Annotated in this window: 17 protein-coding genes and 1 other annotated feature; of the genes, 11 read left to right on the top strand and 6 right to left on the bottom strand. The window is 62.2% G+C overall.

The window, feature by feature from the left end; all coding sequences use genetic code 11:
- Nucleotides 1-57: 57 nt before the first annotated feature.
- From JET14_RS02350 to JET14_RS02360, 3 genes are read right to left on the bottom strand one after another with little or no spacing between them, the layout of a single operon-like run.
- Nucleotides 58-2,433: a glycoside hydrolase family 31 protein gene (locus tag JET14_RS02350; RefSeq protein ID WP_200336631.1), complete on the bottom strand. Its 2,376-nt coding sequence runs from the start codon at nucleotides 2,431-2,433 to the stop codon at nucleotides 58-60.
- Nucleotides 2,434-2,451: 18 nt separating this feature from the next.
- On the bottom strand, nucleotides 2,452-3,762 hold the full coding sequence (locus JET14_RS02355; protein WP_200336632.1) for a TRAP transporter large permease: 1,311 nt from the start codon (nucleotides 3,760-3,762) through the stop codon (nucleotides 2,452-2,454).
- 14 nt (nucleotides 3,763-3,776) lie between these two features.
- Nucleotides 3,777-4,334, bottom strand: coding sequence for a TRAP transporter small permease (locus tag JET14_RS02360; protein ID WP_200336633.1), 558 nt, complete (start codon nucleotides 4,332-4,334; stop codon nucleotides 3,777-3,779).
- 218 nt (nucleotides 4,335-4,552) lie between these two features.
- Between JET14_RS02360 and JET14_RS02365 the strand changes: the two genes are divergently transcribed.
- The 7 genes from JET14_RS02365 (at nucleotide 4,553) to JET14_RS02395 (ending at nucleotide 10,957) form a co-directional block, all read left to right on the top strand.
- The gene (locus JET14_RS02365) at nucleotides 4,553-5,545 is read left to right on the top strand and encodes a TRAP transporter substrate-binding protein (protein WP_081725755.1); all 993 of its coding nucleotides are present in this window, start codon (nucleotides 4,553-4,555) and stop codon (nucleotides 5,543-5,545) included.
- A gap of 78 nt (nucleotides 5,546-5,623) precedes the next feature.
- Nucleotides 5,624-7,432: a glycoside hydrolase family 2 protein gene (locus JET14_RS02370; protein ID WP_200336634.1), complete on the top strand. Its 1,809-nt coding sequence runs from the start codon at nucleotides 5,624-5,626 to the stop codon at nucleotides 7,430-7,432.
- Nucleotides 7,417-8,184, top strand: coding sequence for an FCD domain-containing protein (locus JET14_RS02375; RefSeq protein WP_024707766.1), 768 nt, complete (start codon nucleotides 7,417-7,419; stop codon nucleotides 8,182-8,184). The genes JET14_RS02370 and JET14_RS02375 overlap by 16 nt, the downstream gene beginning before the upstream one ends.
- Before the next feature lie 117 nt (nucleotides 8,185-8,301).
- Nucleotides 8,302-9,462 (top strand): mannonate dehydratase, encoded by a 1,161-nt coding sequence (uxuA, locus tag JET14_RS02380; RefSeq protein WP_200336635.1) that lies wholly within the window; start codon nucleotides 8,302-8,304, stop codon nucleotides 9,460-9,462.
- Nucleotides 9,463-9,700: 238 nt separating this feature from the next.
- Nucleotides 9,701-9,844 (top strand): DUF1127 domain-containing protein, encoded by a 144-nt coding sequence (locus tag JET14_RS02385; RefSeq protein ID WP_081725756.1) that lies wholly within the window; start codon nucleotides 9,701-9,703, stop codon nucleotides 9,842-9,844.
- Between the two features lie 368 nt (nucleotides 9,845-10,212).
- Nucleotides 10,213-10,356 carry a DUF1127 domain-containing protein gene (locus JET14_RS02390; protein WP_183491246.1) on the top strand — a complete coding sequence of 48 codons (144 nt, stop codon included), beginning with the start codon at nucleotides 10,213-10,215 and terminating at the stop codon, nucleotides 10,354-10,356.
- A 391-nt stretch (nucleotides 10,357-10,747) separates the two neighbouring features.
- Nucleotides 10,748-10,957: a cold-shock protein gene (locus JET14_RS02395; RefSeq protein WP_024707768.1), complete on the top strand. Its 210-nt coding sequence runs from the start codon at nucleotides 10,748-10,750 to the stop codon at nucleotides 10,955-10,957.
- Nucleotides 10,958-11,062: 105 nt separating this feature from the next.
- On the opposite strand, the gene JET14_RS02400 is transcribed toward JET14_RS02395, so the two are convergent.
- Entirely contained in the window at nucleotides 11,063-11,917 is an 855-nt protein-coding gene (locus tag JET14_RS02400) for a universal stress protein (RefSeq protein WP_200336636.1), read from the bottom strand.
- An 11-nt stretch (nucleotides 11,918-11,928) separates the two neighbouring features.
- Nucleotides 11,929-13,431, bottom strand: coding sequence for a SulP family inorganic anion transporter (locus tag JET14_RS02405; protein ID WP_200336637.1), 1,503 nt, complete (start codon nucleotides 13,429-13,431; stop codon nucleotides 11,929-11,931).
- A 71-nt stretch (nucleotides 13,432-13,502) separates the two neighbouring features.
- Nucleotides 13,503-13,558: a sequence feature (sul1 is cis-regulatory element that is thought to sense ions involved in sulfur or methionine metabolism; They are found in Alphaproteobacteria), on the bottom strand.
- Between the two features lie 300 nt (nucleotides 13,559-13,858).
- On the opposite strand from JET14_RS02405, the gene JET14_RS02410 reads away from it, so the two are divergent.
- The 4 genes from JET14_RS02410 to JET14_RS02425 all read left to right on the top strand — a co-directional run bounded on the left by JET14_RS02410 (nucleotide 13,859) and on the right by JET14_RS02425 (nucleotide 19,332).
- Nucleotides 13,859-14,761, top strand: coding sequence for a Ku protein (locus tag JET14_RS02410; protein ID WP_200336638.1), 903 nt, complete (start codon nucleotides 13,859-13,861; stop codon nucleotides 14,759-14,761).
- Nucleotides 14,728-17,193 (top strand): DNA ligase D, encoded by a 2,466-nt coding sequence (gene ligD / locus JET14_RS02415; protein WP_200336639.1) that lies wholly within the window; start codon nucleotides 14,728-14,730, stop codon nucleotides 17,191-17,193. Before JET14_RS02410 ends, ligD begins: the two co-directional genes overlap by 34 nt.
- A 131-nt stretch (nucleotides 17,194-17,324) precedes the next feature.
- Complete coding sequence (locus tag JET14_RS02420; RefSeq protein ID WP_200336640.1) at nucleotides 17,325-17,804, top strand: NUDIX hydrolase; 480 nt, start codon at nucleotides 17,325-17,327, stop codon at nucleotides 17,802-17,804.
- A 49-nt stretch (nucleotides 17,805-17,853) separates the two neighbouring features.
- Nucleotides 17,854-19,332, top strand: a complete 1,479-nt coding sequence (locus JET14_RS02425; RefSeq protein ID WP_200336641.1) for an inorganic phosphate transporter — start codon at nucleotides 17,854-17,856, stop codon at nucleotides 19,330-19,332.
- 6 nt (nucleotides 19,333-19,338) lie between these two features.
- On the opposite strand, the gene tlpA is transcribed toward JET14_RS02425, so the two are convergent.
- Nucleotides 19,339-20,001: a thiol:disulfide interchange protein TlpA gene (gene tlpA, locus JET14_RS02430; protein ID WP_200336642.1), complete on the bottom strand. Its 663-nt coding sequence runs from the start codon at nucleotides 19,999-20,001 to the stop codon at nucleotides 19,339-19,341.

Raw genomic sequence — 20,001 nt, forward strand, 5'->3', positions numbered from 1 at the left:
CGGCAATGGGGTGTGTGAAAAAAAAGCGGGAGAGCCTGAGCTCTCCCGAAGCGCCGGTCAGCGGCCGACAGTCTTGCCGTTGGCATCGGCCATGCCATTTGCGGCAATCTTGCGTCCTTCGCCTTCGGGCAGGAGTATGCGGACAGTCTCGTAGGGCGGCTTGTAGTCGCCTTCATGCTGCCAGTTGAGGGTAAGACCGGCGTCATCGCCGGAAAGGGCGTAATGCGTCAGGCTGTGGCCTGCGGCCTCGCGCCAGGTCACCGTGTCGCCGTCATCTTCATATTCCACCGATGTCGCTTCGAAGCGGCCGGGAACAGTAAAGACGGCGAGCGTGCGGGCCGTGTCGGCCCCGGCATTGGTGCGGTTTGCGCCGTCCGAGAGCGGGATCACCGCACCGGCGCGGACAAAAAGCGGCATGCTGGCAAGGTTAACCGGCAGCCTCACCTCCGTTCCGGGCGCATGATATTCGCCCGACCAGAAGTCCCACCATCCGGTTTCATTCTTCGGCAGATAGACCGTTCGCTCGGCAGCGCCCTCGTCGACGACATTGGCGACCAGGAGATCGCGGCCAAGCATGAAGTCATCGGTTTCCTCGAATGTCCGGGGATCGTGCGGGTGGTCGAGGAAGGTCGGCCGCAGCATCGGCTCGTGCATGGTCGTCGCTAGCCAGGTCAGCGTGTAGAGATAGGGCGTCAGCCGGTAGCGGAAGGCAAGCGCCGCGCGGATGAGCGGCAGGACCTCCGGATACATCCAGGCCTCATTGGCCGTGCCGTCATCATTCCACGAATGGATGGTGAAGCGCGGGTGGAAAATGCCGTTCTGGACCCAGCGGACGAAGAGTTCCGGCTCCGGCTTCGGGCCGGAAAAGCCGCCGACGTCGTGGCCGACATTGTAGATGCCGGAGAGCGACATGGAGAGACCCATGCGGATATTGTAGCGCACCGTTTCCCAGCGCGTGTAATTGTCGCCCGACCAGGTCTGCGCGTAGCGCTGGATGCCCGGGCATCCAGCGCGCGAGATCAGATATTGGCGGTGATCGGGATCGAATGCTTCCTGTGCTTCTTTCGAGGCGCGGCTCATCAGAAGCGAATGCAGCGGACGGATCAGCGCGACCGGGATTTCCTTGCCGAAGCCGTTGCAGCGGGCCTCGTCATCCCAGATTTCATACTCGTTATTGTCGTTCCAGGTGCAGGCAATGCCCTTTTTCAGGAGCTGCTCGGTGACACCCTTCTGCCACCAGGCCACGGAGGCCGGATTGGTGAAATCGAGATGGGCGCCGCTGTCGTCCCAGTAGACGGCATCCGCATAGGAGTTCGTCTCGCTGTCGGTGATGAACAGGCCGGCGTCGAGCGCCTCGTTGAAGCGCGGGTGGTCCTGCAAAAGCGCCGGCTTGATATTGGCAATCAGCGTCAGTTCCGCATCCGCGAACTTTTTCGTCATGCCCTCGACATCCGGGAACTTTTCATAATTCCAGTTGAAGACGTAGCGCTTCGGGCCGATCGAGGTATAGCCGGAGGACATCTGGAAACTGTCGCAGGGGATATCGTGCTCGGCGAGCCTGGTGAGGAAACCTTCCAGCTCTTCCTGCGCATTGGGCCGATCAGTATAGGCCATGGTCGAGCCGGAATAGCCGAGCGCCCAGCGCGGCATGAAGGCCGTGCCGCCGGTCAGCCGTGTGTGGCCCTTCACCAGGTCCAGCATTTCCGGCGCCCAGGCGAAATAGTAGTCGAGATCGCCATCGAGCGCGCGGTAGGCGCGGAAGGGCTTGTGGTAGTTGTCGAACTCGTTGCCGAGATCGAACCAGCAGGAGGCAAGATTGTCGTAGAAGACCGAAAAGGCGCCTGCATCCGGCGTCACGGTGAAGGTGACGGGCAGGTGCTTGTAGAGCGGATCGGTGGTCCTGGCGTTATAGCCCATGGCGTCGAGATTGCGCATCTCGTAGCGGCGGCCGGAGCGTTCGAGATCGCCCGCCTTCTCGCCGAGGCCGTAGACCTTCTCGCCGGGTTTTCTGAGCAGGAAGTGGCTGTTGCGGTGGTCGCGGATGCCGAGCATGTAGGCGCCGGTGGGGCGCTCTTCGGCCACCAGCTTCCATGTGCCGTCAGCCTGTCTCGCGTCCCAGCGCATGGTCAGCGGGTTTTCGACGGTGAGCCTGAGGGTGGCGGTCTCGAGGGTGAGCGCTTCGCCTTCGGTACAGGAAAATTCAGGCAGGGAGAAGCCGGAAAGATCGTCGCGGGCGCGACCTTCGAAGGGCACATCCTCTGCCGGCGCGATCGACCAGGTTCGGTCAAGCCGCCAGTCGCCGGACTTCTTCAGAGAGATGCGGAAGAGCGCTTCTTCGAGAACGGTGATTTGCAGGGTGTGGGAGCCGTCGACGGTGAGCGTGACGCCATTGGCGTCACGCGCGTCGAGCGCCCAGGATTTGAGGGTACGCATATTCGTATTCCCGTTTCGTTAGCCGCCGTAGCCCAGAAGCAGGCGCGGCAGGCCGAGGCTGATTGCAGGGACGTAGGTGACGAGCATCAGGACCGCGATCAGGGTCAGGAAGAAGGGGATCAGAGGCTTGATCACCTTCGGGATCGTGGTGTCGCCGACCGAGCAGCCGATGAAGAGGGCTGATCCGACAGGTGGCGTGCAGATGCCGACGCAGAGGTTGAGGGTCATCATCACGCCGAACTGGACGGGGTCCATGCCGAGCTGCTGAACCACCGGCATCAGGATCGGGGTGAAGATCAGAAGCGCCGGCGTCATGTCCATGAAGGTGCCGACAACCAGAAGGACGACGTTCAGTATCAAGAGGATCATGATCGGGTTGTCGGAGAGGTCGAGCATGAAATCCGAGATCATGTTCGGGATGTTACCGAAGGCCATGGCGCGCGACATGGCGATCGAGCAGCCGATCATCAGCAGCACCACGGCTGTGGTGATCGCCGATTCGAGGATGATCGAGGGAAGCTGCTTGAGCGAGGTCTCGCGATACCAGACGAAGGCCAGAAGCAGGGTGTAGACGACGGCAATCGCCGAGGCTTCGGTCGCGGTGAAGATGCCGCCGATGATGCCGCCCATGACGACGACGATCAGGCCAAGCGGCAGGAGCGCGTCGAGGCCCTTCCTGACGAATTCGCCGGCGGTCGGACGCGGCTGGGTCGGATAGCCGCGCTTCTTGGCGATGATGCCGGCGACGATCATGATGCCGACGCCCATCAGGATTCCGGGCACATAACCGGCCACGAAGAGGGCCGCGACCGAGGTGCCGCCGGAAATCAGCGAGAAGACGATGAAGGTCGAGCTCGGCGGGATGAGAAGGCCGGTGGTGCAGGAGGAGATGTTGACGGCAGCCGAATAGGCCGGGTCATAGCCTTCCTTCTTCTGCAGCGGCGCCATGACGCCGCCGACCGCCGCAGCGGAGGCCACGGCGGAACCCGAAAGCGCGCCGAACATCATGTTGGCGAGCACGTTCACATGGGCGAGCGAGCCGGGCAGGGCAAAGCCGAGCACTTTTGCGAAATCGATGAGCCGGCGGGCGATGCCGCCGCGGTTCATGATGTTGCCGGCCAGGATAAAGAAGGGGATAGCTAGAAGGGTGAAGCTGTCGAGGCCCGAGGACATCTGCTGGGCGACGATGAAGAAGGACTGGTCGATGCCGACGAAGAGCGCGAAGGTGACGGCAGCCGAAACGCCGATGGCGAAGGCGATCGGAACGCCGAGCACCATCAGCAGGATGAAACTGCCGAACAGGACCAGCGGGGCGTAGGACATAAGCATGAAAGGAACTCCCCTTAGTTCAGAGGTCCGCCGGCTTCGGCGGGCGCGGCTTCAACGGGCGTCTTGCCGTGGAAAAGGCGGATCGCCATCTGCAGGCAGTAGAAGAGAATGACGGCGCCGGAGACCGGAATGGCGACGTAGATGTAGCCCATCGGCATTTGCAGCGCGGGCGAGACCTGGCCGTTTGCAAGCGTGCGGCCAACGAGCGCGCCGCCGCCATTGATCATGACCGCGATGGCAAAGAAGGCGATGACGGCGACAACCAGAAGCTGGGCAAGCTGCTTGCGCCAGCCCGAAAGCGCCGGCGCCAGGATCTCGATGGCGAGGTGGCGGCCCTTGCCGAAGGTGTAGGCGCCGCCGATCAGCGCCATCCAAATGAACAGGAAACGGGCGATTTCGTCGGTATAGATGGACGGCGCGCGCAGGATGTAGCGGCTCATCACCTGCCACACCACGCAGACGACCATGCCGGAGAAGCCGGCGACGATAATGACGCGCAGGACGGCGTCGATCATATTGGCAAGGCCGTCGACGAGACGGCTGATCGTGTCGGGTTTTCCTTGTTCGGACATCCGACCCTCCCTTGAGTGAGTTCTTTGCGCAGCCCTGTGGTCGATACCTTTGGCTGATGGTCGGAGCATGAACCAAAACAAAAAATTGGTCAACCAATTTATCTATTTTGGTTGACACATAAAATAATTTGGTCAACCATAAACGCATCCGCTGCAACAAGGCACTCTGCGGCGGTCCGATAACCTCTCCTCAAACGAACGGGTGCCGGGAGGAAGATATGAAGATCTTTTCCAAAGTCGCTTTGATGACGGGCGTCGCCGCTGTCGCCTTTGCCGCAACCGCCGAGGCGCGCACGCTTCGCCTCAACCACAACAACCCGCCGGACCATCCACTGCACATCTCCATGGAATTCATGGGCGATCGCCTCTCCGAGCTGACCGACGGCGCCTGGGACATCCAGGTCTTCCCGAACGGCCAGCTGGGCAATCAGCGCGAATCGATGGAGCTCGTCCAGAGCTGCGTGCTCGACATGGCCAAGAGCAATGCCAGCGAACTCGAAGCCTTCGAACCGACCTATTCGGCGCTGAACCTGCCCTATCTCTTCCTCAGCGAAGACCATCAGTTTGATGTGCTGACCGGCGAGATCGGCCAGGAAATCCTGGATGCGTCCCATGACAAGGGCTTTCAGGGCATCGCCTTCCTGATCGAAGGCGCGCGCTCATTCTACGGCAACAAGCCGATCAACACCCCGGCCGACCTCCAGGGCATGAAGATCCGCGTTCAGCCGAGCCCCTCGGCGATCCGCATGGTCGAGCTTCTCGGCGGCAGCCCGACGCCGCTCGCCTATGGCGAACTTTACAGCGCCCTGCAGCAGGGCGTGGTCGACGGCGCGGAAAACAACCCGACCGCGCTCACCACCGTGCGTCACGGCGAAGTGGCGGACTATTTCTCGCTCGACGAACACACCATGATCCCCTCGGTCGTGGTGATCTCGAACTGCGCCTGGGATTCCATGTCCGATGACGACAAGGCCGCCTTCCGCGAGGCCGCCGGCGAGGCCATGCAGTTCCACCGCGAGCAGTGGGACGCGATCGTTTCCAAGACGATGGGCGAGATTGAGGAAATGGGCGTGACGGTCAACACCGTCGACAAGGCGCCCTTCATCGAGGCCGTTCAGCCGATGTATGACGAAGTCAAGGGCAGCTCTCCGGCTGTCGCCGACCTGGTCGACCGTATCCAGGCTGAAGGCGCCAACTACAGCGACAACTAAGTCGTTTGACAAATTGGTCGGCCGCCCCGGGTGGCCGGCCGGTTCAGGCAATTTGACAGGTACCGGTGGAGGTTCACCATGCTCGAGCGATCAGAACTGGCGGAAAATGCGCTGCAGGCGCTGCATGACGAGGACTATGACCGTCCCTTCAATCCGCAGAACCTCAACCACACCACGATGATCTTCATGGGCGACCGCGAGCAGGTCTCGCTCAATGGCGACTGGAATTTCTGTGTCGACCTCCTGGACACAGGCCTGCGCCAGAAATGGTTTGCCATGGAGCCGGCCGCGCCGGAGGACCGCGACGAGCCCTGGGACTACGACCCCTATATGGGCGAGACCGTGCCCGTGCCCTCCTGCTGGCAGATGCTGAAGGAGAAATGGTATTTTTTCGAAGGCAGCGCCTGGTACACGCGCGCCGTTGATTTTTCGCCGAAGCCCGGCAAGCGCACCTTTCTGCGCGTCGGAGCGGCGCAGTATGACTGCAAGGTGTTTCTGAACGGCGCATTCATTGGCAATCACTATGGCGGCTCGACGCCCTTCTTCGCCGAACTGACCGATCAGTTGAAGGATGGCCGCAACTGGCTGATGCTCTGCGTCAACAATGTGCGTACCACGGATCGCGTGCCGATGCGCAATACCGACTGGTTCAATTACGGCGGCGTCTACCGGGAGGTCTCGCTGGTCGAGACGCCGGAAAGCCTGATCCGCGACTTCTTCATCTATCTCGATCCGGAAAGCCGCAACAACGCGCTGCGGGTTCACGTCGAGGCGGAAGGCGCCGACACGGCAACGGTCTCCATACCCGAGCTGGGCATTAAGGAAAATATTCCTCTGACGGACGGCAAGGGCGAGAGCGTCATCGAGGCCGGGCCGATCCTCTGGTCGCCGGATAAGCCAAAGCTTTACGACGTGACCGTTATGGCGGGCCAAGATCGGGTGAATGATCGCGTCGGCTTTCGTACGATTGTCCGCAAGGGCCGCGAACTCCTGCTGAACGGCAAGCCGCTCTGGCTGCGCGGCATCTCGGTGCATGAGGACGATGCGAAACTTGGAAAGGTCGTCACCGAAGACGACCTGCGCCGGCGCTATGCCGATGCGAAAGAAATGGGCTGCAATTTCGTGCGGCTTGCGCATTATCCCCATCACGAGCGCGCGGTGGAGCTGGCCGATGAGGCCGGCCTTCTGGTCTGGGCGGAGATCCCGGTCTACTGGGCGATCGATTTCGCCAATCCGGCAACCGAGCGGGATGCGCGGAACCAGCTCATGGAACTCATCCGCCGCGACCGCAACCGCGCCAGTGTCGTGATCTGGTCCGTGGGCAACGAAAACGCCGATACCGATGCGCGGCTGGCCTTTATGAAAGGCCTTGCCGAAACGGCGCGCGCGGAGGACCCGACCCGGCTGATCGCGGCCGCCTGCCTCGTCAATCATGCGAAGCTGAAGATCGAGGACCGGCTTGCCGCTCATCTCGATATCATCGGTATCAATGAATATTACGGCTGGTATGACGAGGATTTCTCCGAACTGCCGAAAATCCTGGCCAATTCCCGGCCCGACCGGCCCGTCGTCATCTCCGAGACCGGCGCCGATGCGGATATCACCGAGAAAGGGCCGAAAGCGGGACTCTTTTCAGAGGACTACCAGGCGGAAGTCTACGAAAGACAGATCAGCACGCTGCGAGACCTTGATTTCGTGAAGGGCATGTCGCCCTGGATTCTCTATGATTTCAGGACGGAACGCCGGCAGGGCATCTTCCAGCGCGGCTTCAACAGAAAGGGTCTGGTTGCTGCAGACAAGGTCACCAGGAAAAAATCCTTCGCTGTGCTGCAGGAGTTCTATCGGGCGGTCGCCGCAGAGGAGGTTGAAGAATGGGAGAAACAGTAAAACGTCGCTATCAGGAGGTGGCCGCTGAAATTCGCGACCTGATCGCGCATTCTGATTACAAGCCGGGCGATCGCCTGAAGACGGAACGTCAGATGGCCGAGGAGCTGGGCGTCAGCCGCTCTCTGGTGCGCGAGGCCGTGATCACGCTGGAGCTCGAAGGCCTGGTCGACGTGCGCAAAGGGTCCGGCATCTATCTGGCGACGCCGCCGCAGGGTATCGAGCAGAATGAACCGCGGCTGGAGGACCTGCCGGATGATTTCGGCCCGTTCGAACTGTTGCAGGCCCGTCAGCTTCTGGAATCGACCATTGCCGCCTTTGCCGCGGAAATGGTCTCCATGGCCGATATCCGCAGGATGCGCGAGGCGCTCGACATGGAGCGCGAGGCGATCGAGAAGGGGACCGATGACGGCTATGAGGCGGACGAGCTCTTCCACCGGCTGATCGCCGTTGCCACGCAGAATGCGGTGCTCGTCGATCTTCTCGATGAACTTTGGGGCAAGCGCAAGAAGAGCCGCATGTGGGCGCAGCTTCATACCCGCGTGTTCGACACGGATTATCGCCGCCGCTGGCTTCAGGACCATCAGGAGATTCTGCAGGCGCTGCAGAAAAAGGATGCGGCGCGCGCACGCCAGGCGATGTGGACCCATCTTCAGAATGTGCGGGAGACCCTGATGGAGCTCTCGGATGTCGATGACCCGGCTTTCGACGGCTACGTGTTCGGCTCGCACGAACTGGGACGGATCGTGGGTTAGTTGCCTCCGGTGCCGAAAGGCGTCCCAATCAACAGTTCTGGCCGTCAGGAACGCGCGCCTCCGGCTTCCCCGCACGCGGCGTTCCCGGACTGCTTTTGAAAATGACAGGAGAATACGATGAAGGAAAGCTGGCGCTGGTTCGGACCCAATGATCCGATTTCCCTGGCCGAGGTGCGCCAGACGGGCGCGACCGATATTGTCACCGCGCTGCACGAGCTGCCGAACGGCGTCGAGTGGGAGCGCGACAAGATCGCCGAGCGGCGCGACATGATTGCCGCAGCCGGTCTCACCTGGTCCGTGGTCGAGAGCATTCCCGTTCACGAGAAGATCAAGACGGCCGAACCCGGATGGGAGAAGCTGGCCGAGACCTGGGGCCGTTCCGCGCAAAACCTTGCGCGCGAGGGCGTGAAGACGATCTGCTACAATTTCATGCCCGTGCTGGACTGGACGCGCACGGACCTGACCTATCCGCTGGATGACGGCGCGCTGGCGCTGCGGTTCGACTATCTGCTCTATGTGGCCTTCGACCTTTTCATTCTGCGTCGCAAGGGTGCGGAAGCCGATTATCCCGCAGACGTGATTGAAAAGGCCGAGGCCCGTTTCAAGGCGCTTTCCGAAGATGCCATCGCCAAGCTCACGGGCACCGTGCTGGCCGGCCTTCCGGGCGCGGAGGAAAGCTATTCGCTGGACGATTTCCGCGCCCAGCTTGCCCGCTACGATGCGATCGATGCCGAAGCGCTCGCCGAACAGCTCTCCCGCTTTCTCGAAATCGTGGTGCCGATGGCGGAAGACGCGGGCGCCGTGATGGCGATCCATCCCGACGATCCTCCGCGTCCGCTCTTCGGCCTGCCCCGCGTCGTTTCCACCGTTGAGGACATGGACCGGATCGCCGCACGCGTGCCGAGCCTTGCCAATGGCTTTACCTTCTGCACCGGCTCCTACGGCGTGCGGGCGGACAACGACCTGCCGGCGATGCTGAAAAGGCACGGCGAGCGAGTGCATTTCCTGCACCTGCGGGCCACCAAGCGCGAGGAAGACGGTTTGAGCTTCCACGAGGCACCGCATCTTGAAGGCGATGTCGATATGGTCGCCGTGGTCAGGGCGGCACTCGACGTCGAGAAGGCCAGGGGCGTCCAGCTTCCCTTCCGGCCGGACCACGGGCACGCCATCCTCGACGATCAGTCGCGCAAGACCAATCCGGGCTATCCGCTGATCGGCCGCCTGCGCGGCCTTTCGGAAGTGCGCGGCATTGCCCGGGCGCTGGCGTCGCCGCGGTAGGCGTTGCAGACACTGCAGCGAAGGCGGGGCCGTTCGGTGGTCCCGCCCGGACCCGCCTTCGGGGACCTGCTCTCGCGGGCAGACGGCACGGCGGCATGTGCTGCGCAAGCCTTGCGTTTTTTGCATAGGGGCATTGCTCAAAAAGGTCTGCCTCAATCGGACTGAAACGATTATATCAGGGTCAACACAGGATGATGAGCGTCCCTCAGAAACGACGCCCGACCGAAGAGATAGACACATGAACGTGACCCGCAGCTTCAACAACTGGATGAAATACCGCCGCACCGTGAGTGAACTGGATCGCATGTCGACCCGCGAACTGTCCGACCTCGGCATCAATCGCGAAGATATCCGCCGCATCGCACGCCGGGCCGCATTCTAGGCGCAGCATAAGAATTACAGGAATTCGAAGGGCATTCTCCTCCTCCTCCCAAAATGCCCTTCGATAGGTCGGTGATACTCCTCCTCCTCCCAGTCACCGGCCACATCAAATGGCGCTCACCGGATCCTCCTCCCCCGGTGAGCGCTATTTTTTTGCGCTGTCGCCAGTCGATGAACGCCGCCGGCTGCAGTGCCGGTTTTCTGGTCAAATTTGAGGCGGACGTTTCAAGCTTTGCATTGAATGCATAGGACTGTTGACGCAAACCCTCTGCCTCACAGCGGTGCAAGCCTCTATATCTCGCACTGTCAGGAACAGAGATGCGTCGCGCGGATGCGGCGCCGAGACCTTCAAGCGAAGGGAGATATGATATGAGCATGGCACATAGCTTCAACAACTGGATGAAGTATCGTCAGACGGTCAGCGAACTGAACCGCATGAACAACCGCGAACTGGCCGATCTCGGCATCAACCGCGAGGACATCCGCCGGGTTGCCCGCAAGGCTGCAAAGTAAGAAGCCGCGCGCGGGTCCGCCGCTTCGCAGGAGCGAGGCAGCCGGCAGACCCCGAAAGAAGTCGGTGACGCGAGGGTATGAAGGCCCCGCCTCAACGCGAAAAATCCGCATCGCCCTCTGTCCTTCCTCCCGGACGGAGGGCTTTTTTTGTCCGGGCTCCGTCGCGACAAACGCCGGCGGCGATGCAATACGCGGCGGGAACCGTACCGAAAAATAAAAATTTAGCGTCTTGCTCCGGTCATGATTGTCGCGTAACAAAAGTCCCATCGAATTGGTTTGCTAAGTTACGTCTGCGCGAAAGTGCTGGAAACGGTCTTCCTATCAAAATCGAACGACACTGCATGATGGATATCATGTGATCTTGGAACGCACGATTTGAAAGGAAATCGTTATGAGCGTCGGCACTGTAAAATTCTTCAACTCCACCAAGGGCTACGGCTTTATCGAACCGGAAGACGGCGGCAAGGACGTTTTCGTTCACATTTCTGCCGTTGAGCGCTCCGGCATGACCACCCTGGCCGAAGGCCAGAAGGTCAACTTCGAAGTCGTCGCCGATCGCCGCACCGGCAAGAGCGCCGCTGAAAACCTCAGCGCCGCCTGATTTCGCTTCGCGCGACCGGTCACCAGCGACCGCGAAAGAAAAGTACCCTCCGGAGCGTGCGTTCCGGAGGGTTTTTCGTGTCGGCGATATATGGCGATCTGCGCGTCAGCGCACCAGGAAGACGGGAATCTTGCAGGCGCGCAAGACCGCCGTTGTGGTCGAACCGATGACGAGCGCGCGGATTCGCGAATGCCCGTAGGCGCCCATGACCAGAAGGTCGGCGCCAATCTCGGCCGTCACATCCTCGATGACCTTTTCCGCATGGCCCGGGCGCATGACGAGCTTCGCCGTCACGCCCGCATCCTGCAACCGCTTCAGCGCGGTCCCGGCCTTCCCGGCCATGGGATCGCCTTCCTTGCAGACGGTCAGAAGCGTCGCGTCCGTTTCCTTGAGGATGCGGCTGCCGATCACGCGCTCCACCGCCTTGTCGGCGCTCGGGCCGCCGTCATAGGCGACCAGAACCTTGTGGATCGGTTTGAAGGCGCGGGCGGCGACGAAAACCGGCTGCTTTGCGGACCGGACGGCGCGCTCCAGGTTGGAGCCGAGATGACCGGATGCAAAATCCGCCCCTTCGCCGCGCTTGCCGATGACGATCACGCGGGAATCCGCACCGACATCTTCGACCGCCTCGACGAAATCGCCGTTGCGCAGCCGGGTCTTGACCTCGGTTACGCCCTCGGCAGCGAGCCGCTCGAGCGCGCCTTCGAGCAGCAGGCGTCCGCGTTTCTGCGCCACCTTGGCGTTCTGGGCATCGAGTTCCGCGAGTTCCTCAAGCAGCGCGGTGCGGGCGCCAAGGCCGATGGAGCCGGAAAGGTCGGCCGGCGCATGATGGCCTTGCTTGCGCTCCAGCACATGAACGAGCTCCACGGAAAGGCCGAGCTGGCCGGCAATCCAGGCAGCGTGATCGCATACGCTTTCGGCATAGTTCGAACTATCGATAAAGGCTGTCAACTTATCCATGATTGATCTCCCTAATGCCCCTCTTTCATGAAGTCTTCGAGCGCGTCGGGCTTGTCGTGTACGGCAAGCCGGTCGACAATGGTCGCGCTCGCCTCATTGAGGCCGACGATCTCGACCTCGGCGCCCTCGCGCCTGAATTTCATCACTACCATATCGAGCGCTCCGACGCTTGATATATCCCAAATGTGGGCGCGCGAGACATCGATGACGACCTTCTCCAGCGCTTCGCGGAAATCGAAGGCGGCGTTGAAATCCTCCACCGAGGCGAAAAAGAGCTGGCCTTCGACATGATAGGTCCGCGCTGTTCCGTCCTCGGAAAGCTCGGAGCGCACGCCGAAGAGCTGGGCGATCTTCCAGGCGAAGAAAATACCGGAGAGAAGCACGCCGACCAGCACCCCGATCGCGAGATTGTGCGTGGCGACGACGACGGCGACGACCGAGATCATGACGACGGACGAAGAGCGCGGGTGGTCCTTCAGGTTCTTGATCGATGACCAGGAGAAGGTGCCGATCGAAACCATGATCATCACGGCGACGAGCGCCGGCATCGGGATCTGGCGCACCCACTGGTCCAGCACGACGACGAGGATGAGAAGAACGACGCCGGCAATGAAGGTCGAAAACCGTCCGCGCCCGCCGGATTTCACGTTGATCATCGACTGGCCGATCATGGCGCAGCCGGCCATGCCGCCGATGAAGCCGGTGCAGAAATTGGCGATGCCCTGGCCGGCGCATTCCTGGTTGCGGTTGGAGCGTGTATCCGTCAGATCGTCGATCAGCTGCGCCGTCATCAGGCTTTCCAGGAGGCCAACGACGGCCACCGCCAGCGAATAGGGCAGGATGATCATCAGCGTTTCAAGCGTCAGCGGCACCATCGGCAGATGGAAGACCGGAAAAGCATCCGGCAGTTCGCCCATGTCGCCGACATTGCGCACGTCGAACTGGAAGATCATGGTCAACACGGTGATGACGACGATGGCGACGAGCGGGGAGGGGACGGCATTGGTGACGCGCGGCAGGAGGTAGATGATCGCCAGCGCGCCTGCGACCAGCACATAGGTCATGAAGGTCACGTCCGTCAGTTCCGGCAATTGCGCCATGAAGATCAGGATCGCCAGCGCGTTGACAAAACCGGTCATCACCGAGCGCGAGACGAAACGCATGAGGGCGCCGAGTTTCAAGAGGCCGAAAACAACCTGAATGACGCCGGCCAGCACGGTGGCCGCCAGCAGATATTCCAGCCCGTGGCCGGCGACCAGCGGGGTCATCAGCACGGCCGTTGCCGCCGTCGCGGCGGAAATCATCCCGGGCCGGCCGCCGACAAAGGCGATGATGACGGCGATCGAGAAAGACGCGAACAGGCCGACCTTGGGGTCGACGCCGGCGATGATGGAAAAGGCAATGGCTTCGGGAATGAGCGCCATGGCGACGACAAGGCCGGAAAGCGTGTCGGCGCGCACATTGCCGAACCACTCCTGCCGGTACTGGGAGAGTGAGAAATGTCTGGGGTTCATCAATGGTCCCTGAAAATCTGTTTGCGGCCGGCAGACAGAGGCGGCCGGGAGGATCGTAAAACAGTTTCAATGGTTGTCCGGCGGATCGGCGGCCGGAAGAGCCACCCGGGTTTTCACCGGGTCCGGGGTTCATTGACGACAGTCAATACGGATTTGGGTGCTGGAGGGCAAGGTTTGCGCTGCAAAATATGGCTGGACGGCGGTGATTGATGCCGGTGATGCGCTGTTTGAGCCGCGCGTCTCGCGCCGCGAGCACCCGTTATTGCCGCTGCAGGGGCTGAGCCGGACGCGTCGGTCTCCGGCAACCCGCCGCTTTCACATAGGCCCTGCGCATCAGAAGCAAACCGGCGCGCAGCACCGTCGTCTCGCTGCCGGGAACATTGCCGCGGCCTGGCCGTTGAATCGCCAAAGAGCTGGGGAGACTGGCATGGCATCACGGGCAATATGGAAAGGGCAGATGCGACTTTCGCTGGTGTCGATCGCGGTGGAGCTTCACTCCGCCACGCGACGCTCGGCCAATGTGTCCTTCCGCCAGATTCACGAGCCGACCGGAAAGCGCATCCGCTACGAGAAGGTGGCCGAAGGTGTGGGGCCTGTCGATCCGGACGATATCGTCAAGGGATATGAGCAGGACGGTGAATATGTGCTGATTGACCCCGAAGAGATCGATGCAATCAGGCTCGAGACGAAAAAGACCTTCGAACTCGTCCAGTTCGTCCGCACCTGCGAGATTCCGCCGATCTATTTCGACAAGCCTTACTACATCGTTCCGGCCGACGAACTGGCGGAAGATGCCTATCGCGTGATCCGCGATGCGCTGCGGCGCTCGGAAAAGACGGCGCTTGGGCAACTGACCATGCGCGGCAAGGAATATCTGGCAGCCGTCCGTCCCTGCGGCGACGGACTTCTGCTCGAGACGCTGCATTATGCCGACGAAATCCGCAATGCCGATCCGCTGTTCAGCGCGATCGAGGACGAGGCGAGCGACGACGAGCTTCTCGATGTGGCAACCTCGCTGATCGATAAGAAGACCGCCGCTTTCAGCCCGGAGGATTTCCGGGATCATTACCGCGAGGCGCTGGAGGATCTGCTCGCGAAGAAGCAGAAGAACCGCCGCACGCCGCGCGCAAAGGCAGATCACGACGACGGCGGCGGCAGCGGCGAAAACGTGGTGGACCTGATGGGCGCCTTGAAGAAGAGCCTTGAGGGAACGAAAACCGGCGGCGGAAAATCCTCATCCGGAGCGAAGGGCAAAGCCAAGCCGAAAACCGGCACGCGCAAAAAAGGCATCATGACATGGTCGAGGTCGACAGACTTGCAGAATACGTGACGCGCCGCGATTTTTCGCGAACCGGGGAGCCTGGGCGCGGAACCCGCAGGAAAAGCCGCAAGGACAAGCTTTCCTTCGTGGTGCAGAAACACGATGCCTCCCGACTTCACTATGACTTTCGGCTGGAATGGGACGGCACGCTCCTGAGCTGGGCGGTGACGCGCGGACCGAGCGACGATCCGCGGGAAAAGCGGCTGGCGGTGCGCACCGAGGACCATCCGCTCGACTATGCCGGCTTCGAAGGCACGATCCCGAAGGACCAGTATGGCGGCGGCACGGTCATGGTCTGGGATCGCGGCACATGGGAACCGGTTGGGGACCCCGAACAGGGGCTTTCCGAGGGCAAACTGAAATTCCGCCTCAAGGGCGAACGCATGAACGGCGGCTGGGCGCTGGTGCGCATGCGCGGCAGGAAGAGCGAAAGGCGCGAGAACTGGCTGCTGATCAAGGAGCGCGACGGCATGGCCGGCGACGAGGCCGATCATCTGACGGGCACCTTTGAGACCAGCGTCAAGACCGGGCGCTTGCTCGACGCGATCGAACAGGATGGGAAGCCGAAAAGGACCGGGTCGAAGTCAGGATCTTCCGGCGGGAAAATGCCGAAATTCAGGAAGCCCCAACTGGCCACGCTCTACGACGCGGTGCCGGAAGGCGAAAGCTGGATCCACGAAACCAAATTTGACGGCTATCGCTGCATAGCCGCCGTGGGCAAGGGCGGGCCGCGCTTCTTCACCCGCTCGGGCCAGGACTGGACCGACAAATACCAGGCGCTTGCCGATGCCTTTGACGCGCTGGAAGGCGAGAGCCTGTTGCTGGACGGCGAGATCATGGCGGCCGATGTTCCCAAAAACGGCTCGGCCTTTTCCGCGTTGCAGGCGGCGCTTCATGATGGTGCGCCGCTCCTCTATTATGTGTTCGACATCCTTGAGCGCAATGGCAGGACGCTTACCGACCGGCCGCTTCTTGAGCGCAAGGCGGCGCTGGAGGAGGCGCTTGCGCCGCTTGACCTCGAAGAGGGCAAGGTGCGGGTTTCGGCCTGGGTCGAGGGCAATGGCGGCGACATTCTCGAGAAGATCTGCAAGGCCGGCGGCGAGGGCATCGTCTCCAAGAAGGCCGATGCGCCCTATCGCCACAGCCGCACGAAAAGCTGGCGCAAGGTCAAGTGCGGCAAGCGGCAGGAGTTCGTCATCGGCGGCTATTCGCCCTCTTCGAAAAGAGGCCGCGCCTTCGCCTCGCTGTTGCTCGGACAATATGCGGATGACGGACGTCTGTGCTATCGTGGCCGCGCCGGGACAGGGTTTTCGGCGAATGAACTCGACCGGTTGGGCGGCAAGCTGAAGAGCCTTTCCCGCAAGACCGCTCCTTTCGAAGATGTGCCGGGGGCGATCGCGCGGGATGCTGCCTGGGTTACGCCGAAACTTGTGGCGGAAATCGAGTTCGCGGAGCTGACCGCCGAAGGGCATGTGCGCCACGGCGCTTATCTCGGCCTGCGCGGCGACAAGGAGGCGGAAGAGGTGACACCGGAAAACGAGACGCGCAGCGACGTCAAGGTCGAAGGCATCACGATAACCCATCCGGACCGCGAACTCTTTGCGAAGGCCGGGGTGAGCAAGCTCGATATCGCCCGGCATTATGGTCTCGTCGGCGAACGCATGGTCGAAATCTGCGGCGAACGCCCGATTTCGCTGCTGCGCTGCCCCGCCGGCATCGAGGGGGAGTGCTTTTTCCAGAAACACGCTGGCAAGGGCTTTCCCGATGAGCTGACCCGGATCGACATTGCGGAAAAGGACGGAGAGACGGGAGAATATCTCTATGCTTCGGGCGCGGAAGGCTATGTCGCCGCCGCCCAGATGGGCACGATTGAGTTTCACGGCTGGGCGGCGCGCGCCGACCGGCTGGAACGACCTGACCGGATGGTGTTCGATCTCGATCCCGACGAGAAGCTTGGCTTTGCCGAAACGAAGCAGGCGGCTTTCGACCTGAAGGCCCTGCTGAAAGATATCGGGCTTGAGGCCTATGCGATGGCGACCGGCGGCAAGGGCATCCACGTTGTCGTGCCGCTTCGGCGCACCGTTGGCTGGGAGACGCTCAAATCCTTCGCCAAGACGCTCGCCCACCTGATGGCGGAGCGGGAGCCGGATCGCTTCACTGCCACCATGACGAAGGACAAGCGCAAGGGGAAGATCTTCATCGACTGGCTGCGCAACGAACGCGGGGCGACCGCGATCCTGCCCTATTCCGTCCGCGCCCGGCCCGGCGCCCCTGTGGCCACCCCCGTCACCTGGGACGAACTGAAGGAGCTGAAGTCGGCCGCCGCTTTCGGCTTGAAGGACATGGCCGAACGGCTGGGGCAGGAAGAGCCGGCGCTGGCCGTCAAGCCGCAGACGCTCGCCAAGGCGGTGATCGACAAGCTCGAGAGGCGGCTTGGCTGAACGGCTTTTCGTCAGTCAAGACTGGCCTGCAGAACGCGCCGCGCCGCAGTCCACACCTCAATTGCGACTTGAGTATCGACGCTTTTTTCACTAAACAAGCCCCACTTTTCCGCTTTATGACGGTTTTATGAATGCTTTCCCGTTTCTGGAATAATTACCTCGCCCCCCTTCTGGGTCGGCCCGCGCGCGTGCAGATCGCAGCCCTTTGCCACCGCGAAGGAGTAGACGGCCCGCAGGTTCTGCTCATCACCTCGCGCACGACGAGGCGCTGGATCATCCCCAAGGGCTGGCCGGTCACAGGCACCGACGGCGCCGGCACGGCGCTGCAGGAAGCCTGGGAAGAGGCCGGGGTGAAACCCGCAGACAGGGACCACCGCTGGCTCGGGCGCTATCGCTACAAGAAGATTGTCGGCGGCGAATTGCCGGTGACGACCGACGTCCATGTTTATGCGGTGCGGGTCGAGACGCTTCTCGACAGCTTTCCGGAGATGGACGAGCGCAAGCGCGCCTGGATGACGCCTGAAGACGCGGCCCGCGCCGTGCAGGAACCGGAGCTCAAGACGATCCTGAAGGATTTCCCGAAGCGCATCGGCGCGGCGCGGCGCGGCTAACCGGCGTGGGACCGTCCGGAAGGACCTTTGGACTGCAAGGACATGCACAGTGACTGATGATGCCACGCCGCACTGGAAGACGCTCGACAAGGACCTCAATCGTCTGACGCGTCTGGAAGAGGCCACCATGTATACCGCCCGCCCGCTGGTGGGCGTCGGCGTCAGCCTCGTTTTCGTGACGCTGACCGTGGTGGCAGCGGCGATCTTTACCGGCGGCGAGCCGCAGAGCCTGGCGGTGGTCGTGGCAGCGGCCTTCGGCGCCTATATGGCGCTCAATATCGGCGCCAATGACGTCGCCAACAATATGGGGCCGGCCGTCGGCGCCAAGGCGCTGTCGCTGCTCGGCGCCATCGCCATTGCCGCTGTTTGTGAAAGCGCCGGCGCGCTGCTGGCCGGCGGCGACGTGGTCTCCACCATCTCCAAGGGCATTATCGATCCCTCGGCCCTTGCCAGCACGGCTGTGTTCGTGCGGGCGATGATGGCGGCCCTTCTGGCGGCCTCGGTCTGGGTCAATCTTGCGACATGGATCGGCGCGCCGGTCTCAACCACCCATTCCATGGTCGGCGGCGTCATGGGCGCCGGCATCATGGCGGCGGGACTGGCAACGGTGAACTGGCCGACCATGGGGGCGATCGCGGCAAGCTGGGTGATCTCGCCGCTGCTTGGCGGCGTTATTGCGGCGGCCATGCTCGCCTTCATCAAGTGGCGGGTGATCTATGTCGAGGACAAGATTGCCGCCGCGCGGGTCTGGGTGCCTGTGCTGATCGGGGTGATGAGCGCCGCCTTTGCCGCCTATCTGGCAATGAAGGGCCTGAAGAAGGTCATTTCCATCGATCTCGGCACGGCGCTTCTGATCGGCCTTGTCGCCGGGATCGCCATGTGGCTCCTGTCGGTGCCGTTCATCCGGCGGCAGGCGGCGGGGCTGGAAAACCGCAACCGCTCGCTGAAGTCGCTGTTCCGCCTGCCGCTGGTGGTCTCGGCAGCGCTTCTGTCCTTCGCCCATGGCGCCAACGACGTGGCCAATGCCGTCGGCCCGCTGGCGGCGATCGCCTATGTGCAGAAGTCTTCTGCAGTCGCCGGCGAGGTCGCCATCCCGCTCTGGGTGATGATGATCGGCGCGCTCGGCATCTCCTTCGGCCTCGTGCTGTTCGGACCGAAGCTGATCGGCATGGTCGGCAGCCAGATCACCAAGCTCAACCCGATGCGCGCCTATTGCGTCGCGCTGTCGGCTGCCGTGACTGTGATCGCCGCCTCATGGCTCGGCCTGCCGGTGAGCTCCACCCATATCGCCGTCGGCGGCGTCTTCGGCGTCGGCTTCTTCCGCGAATGGTACATGGAACGCCGCGCCCGGCGCGTCGAGATGGAGCGGCCGGTGGCCCGCCGCATTCCCGGCCAGGAGCGCGCGCGCCGCAAGCTCGTGCGGCGCTCGCATTTCATGACGATCATCGCCGCCTGGGTGATTACGGTACCGGCGGCTGCGCTTCTGTCCGCCGGCTGTTTCCTGCTGCTGCGGGCGATCGGGTTTTAATCGGCGTCACCTTGCGAGCGACGCCCTCACCAGCGCCTTGGCATCGTCGCTTGCCCATTCGGCCGGGCCGTTCATGGAGCCGAGCAGACAGCCGTTCTCGTCGATCAGGAGGGTGGAGGGCAGGCCGAAGGCGAGGCCGTCCTTTTTCAGCGTGTTGAACACGCCCATGGTTCCGTCGCGGTAGAAGGCCAGTGACGAGATGCCGATCTCGTCAAGAAATTTCTTCGGCTTTTCATCCGAGCCCGTGTCGATGTTGACGGCGACGACCTCGAAACCGTCGCTGCCCATTTCGGCTTCGAGCTCATCGAGCGCCGGCATTTCCTCGCGGCAGGGCACGCACCATGTGGCCCAGAGGTTCATCAGCACAGTCTTGCCCTTGAAGGCGGAGAGCGATGTCTCTCCGGCGTCGGAATTGAAGGCGAGGTTCTGCATCGGGCGTGGTTCTTCGGCGGGAATGAAGGCCGCGACCTCGCCTTTTGACAGCGGTTTGAGCTTGGCTGCGGTCTCAACCGCCATTTCACACTGGCCTGCCGTCGCCAGTTCACCCGCGCCATTGCCAGTGAACGTATTTTTCACGTATACCGCCACAGCGCCGGCGATGAGCCCGGCAACAAGCGCGATAAGAACAAGTCTGGCGGAGATGGGGCTCTTGCGGCTCTTCTTCGTCAT

Origin of the sequence: Martelella lutilitoris, assembly GCF_016598595.1 — a bacterium.
GTDB lineage: Bacteria > Pseudomonadota > Alphaproteobacteria > Rhizobiales > Rhizobiaceae > Martelella > Martelella lutilitoris_A.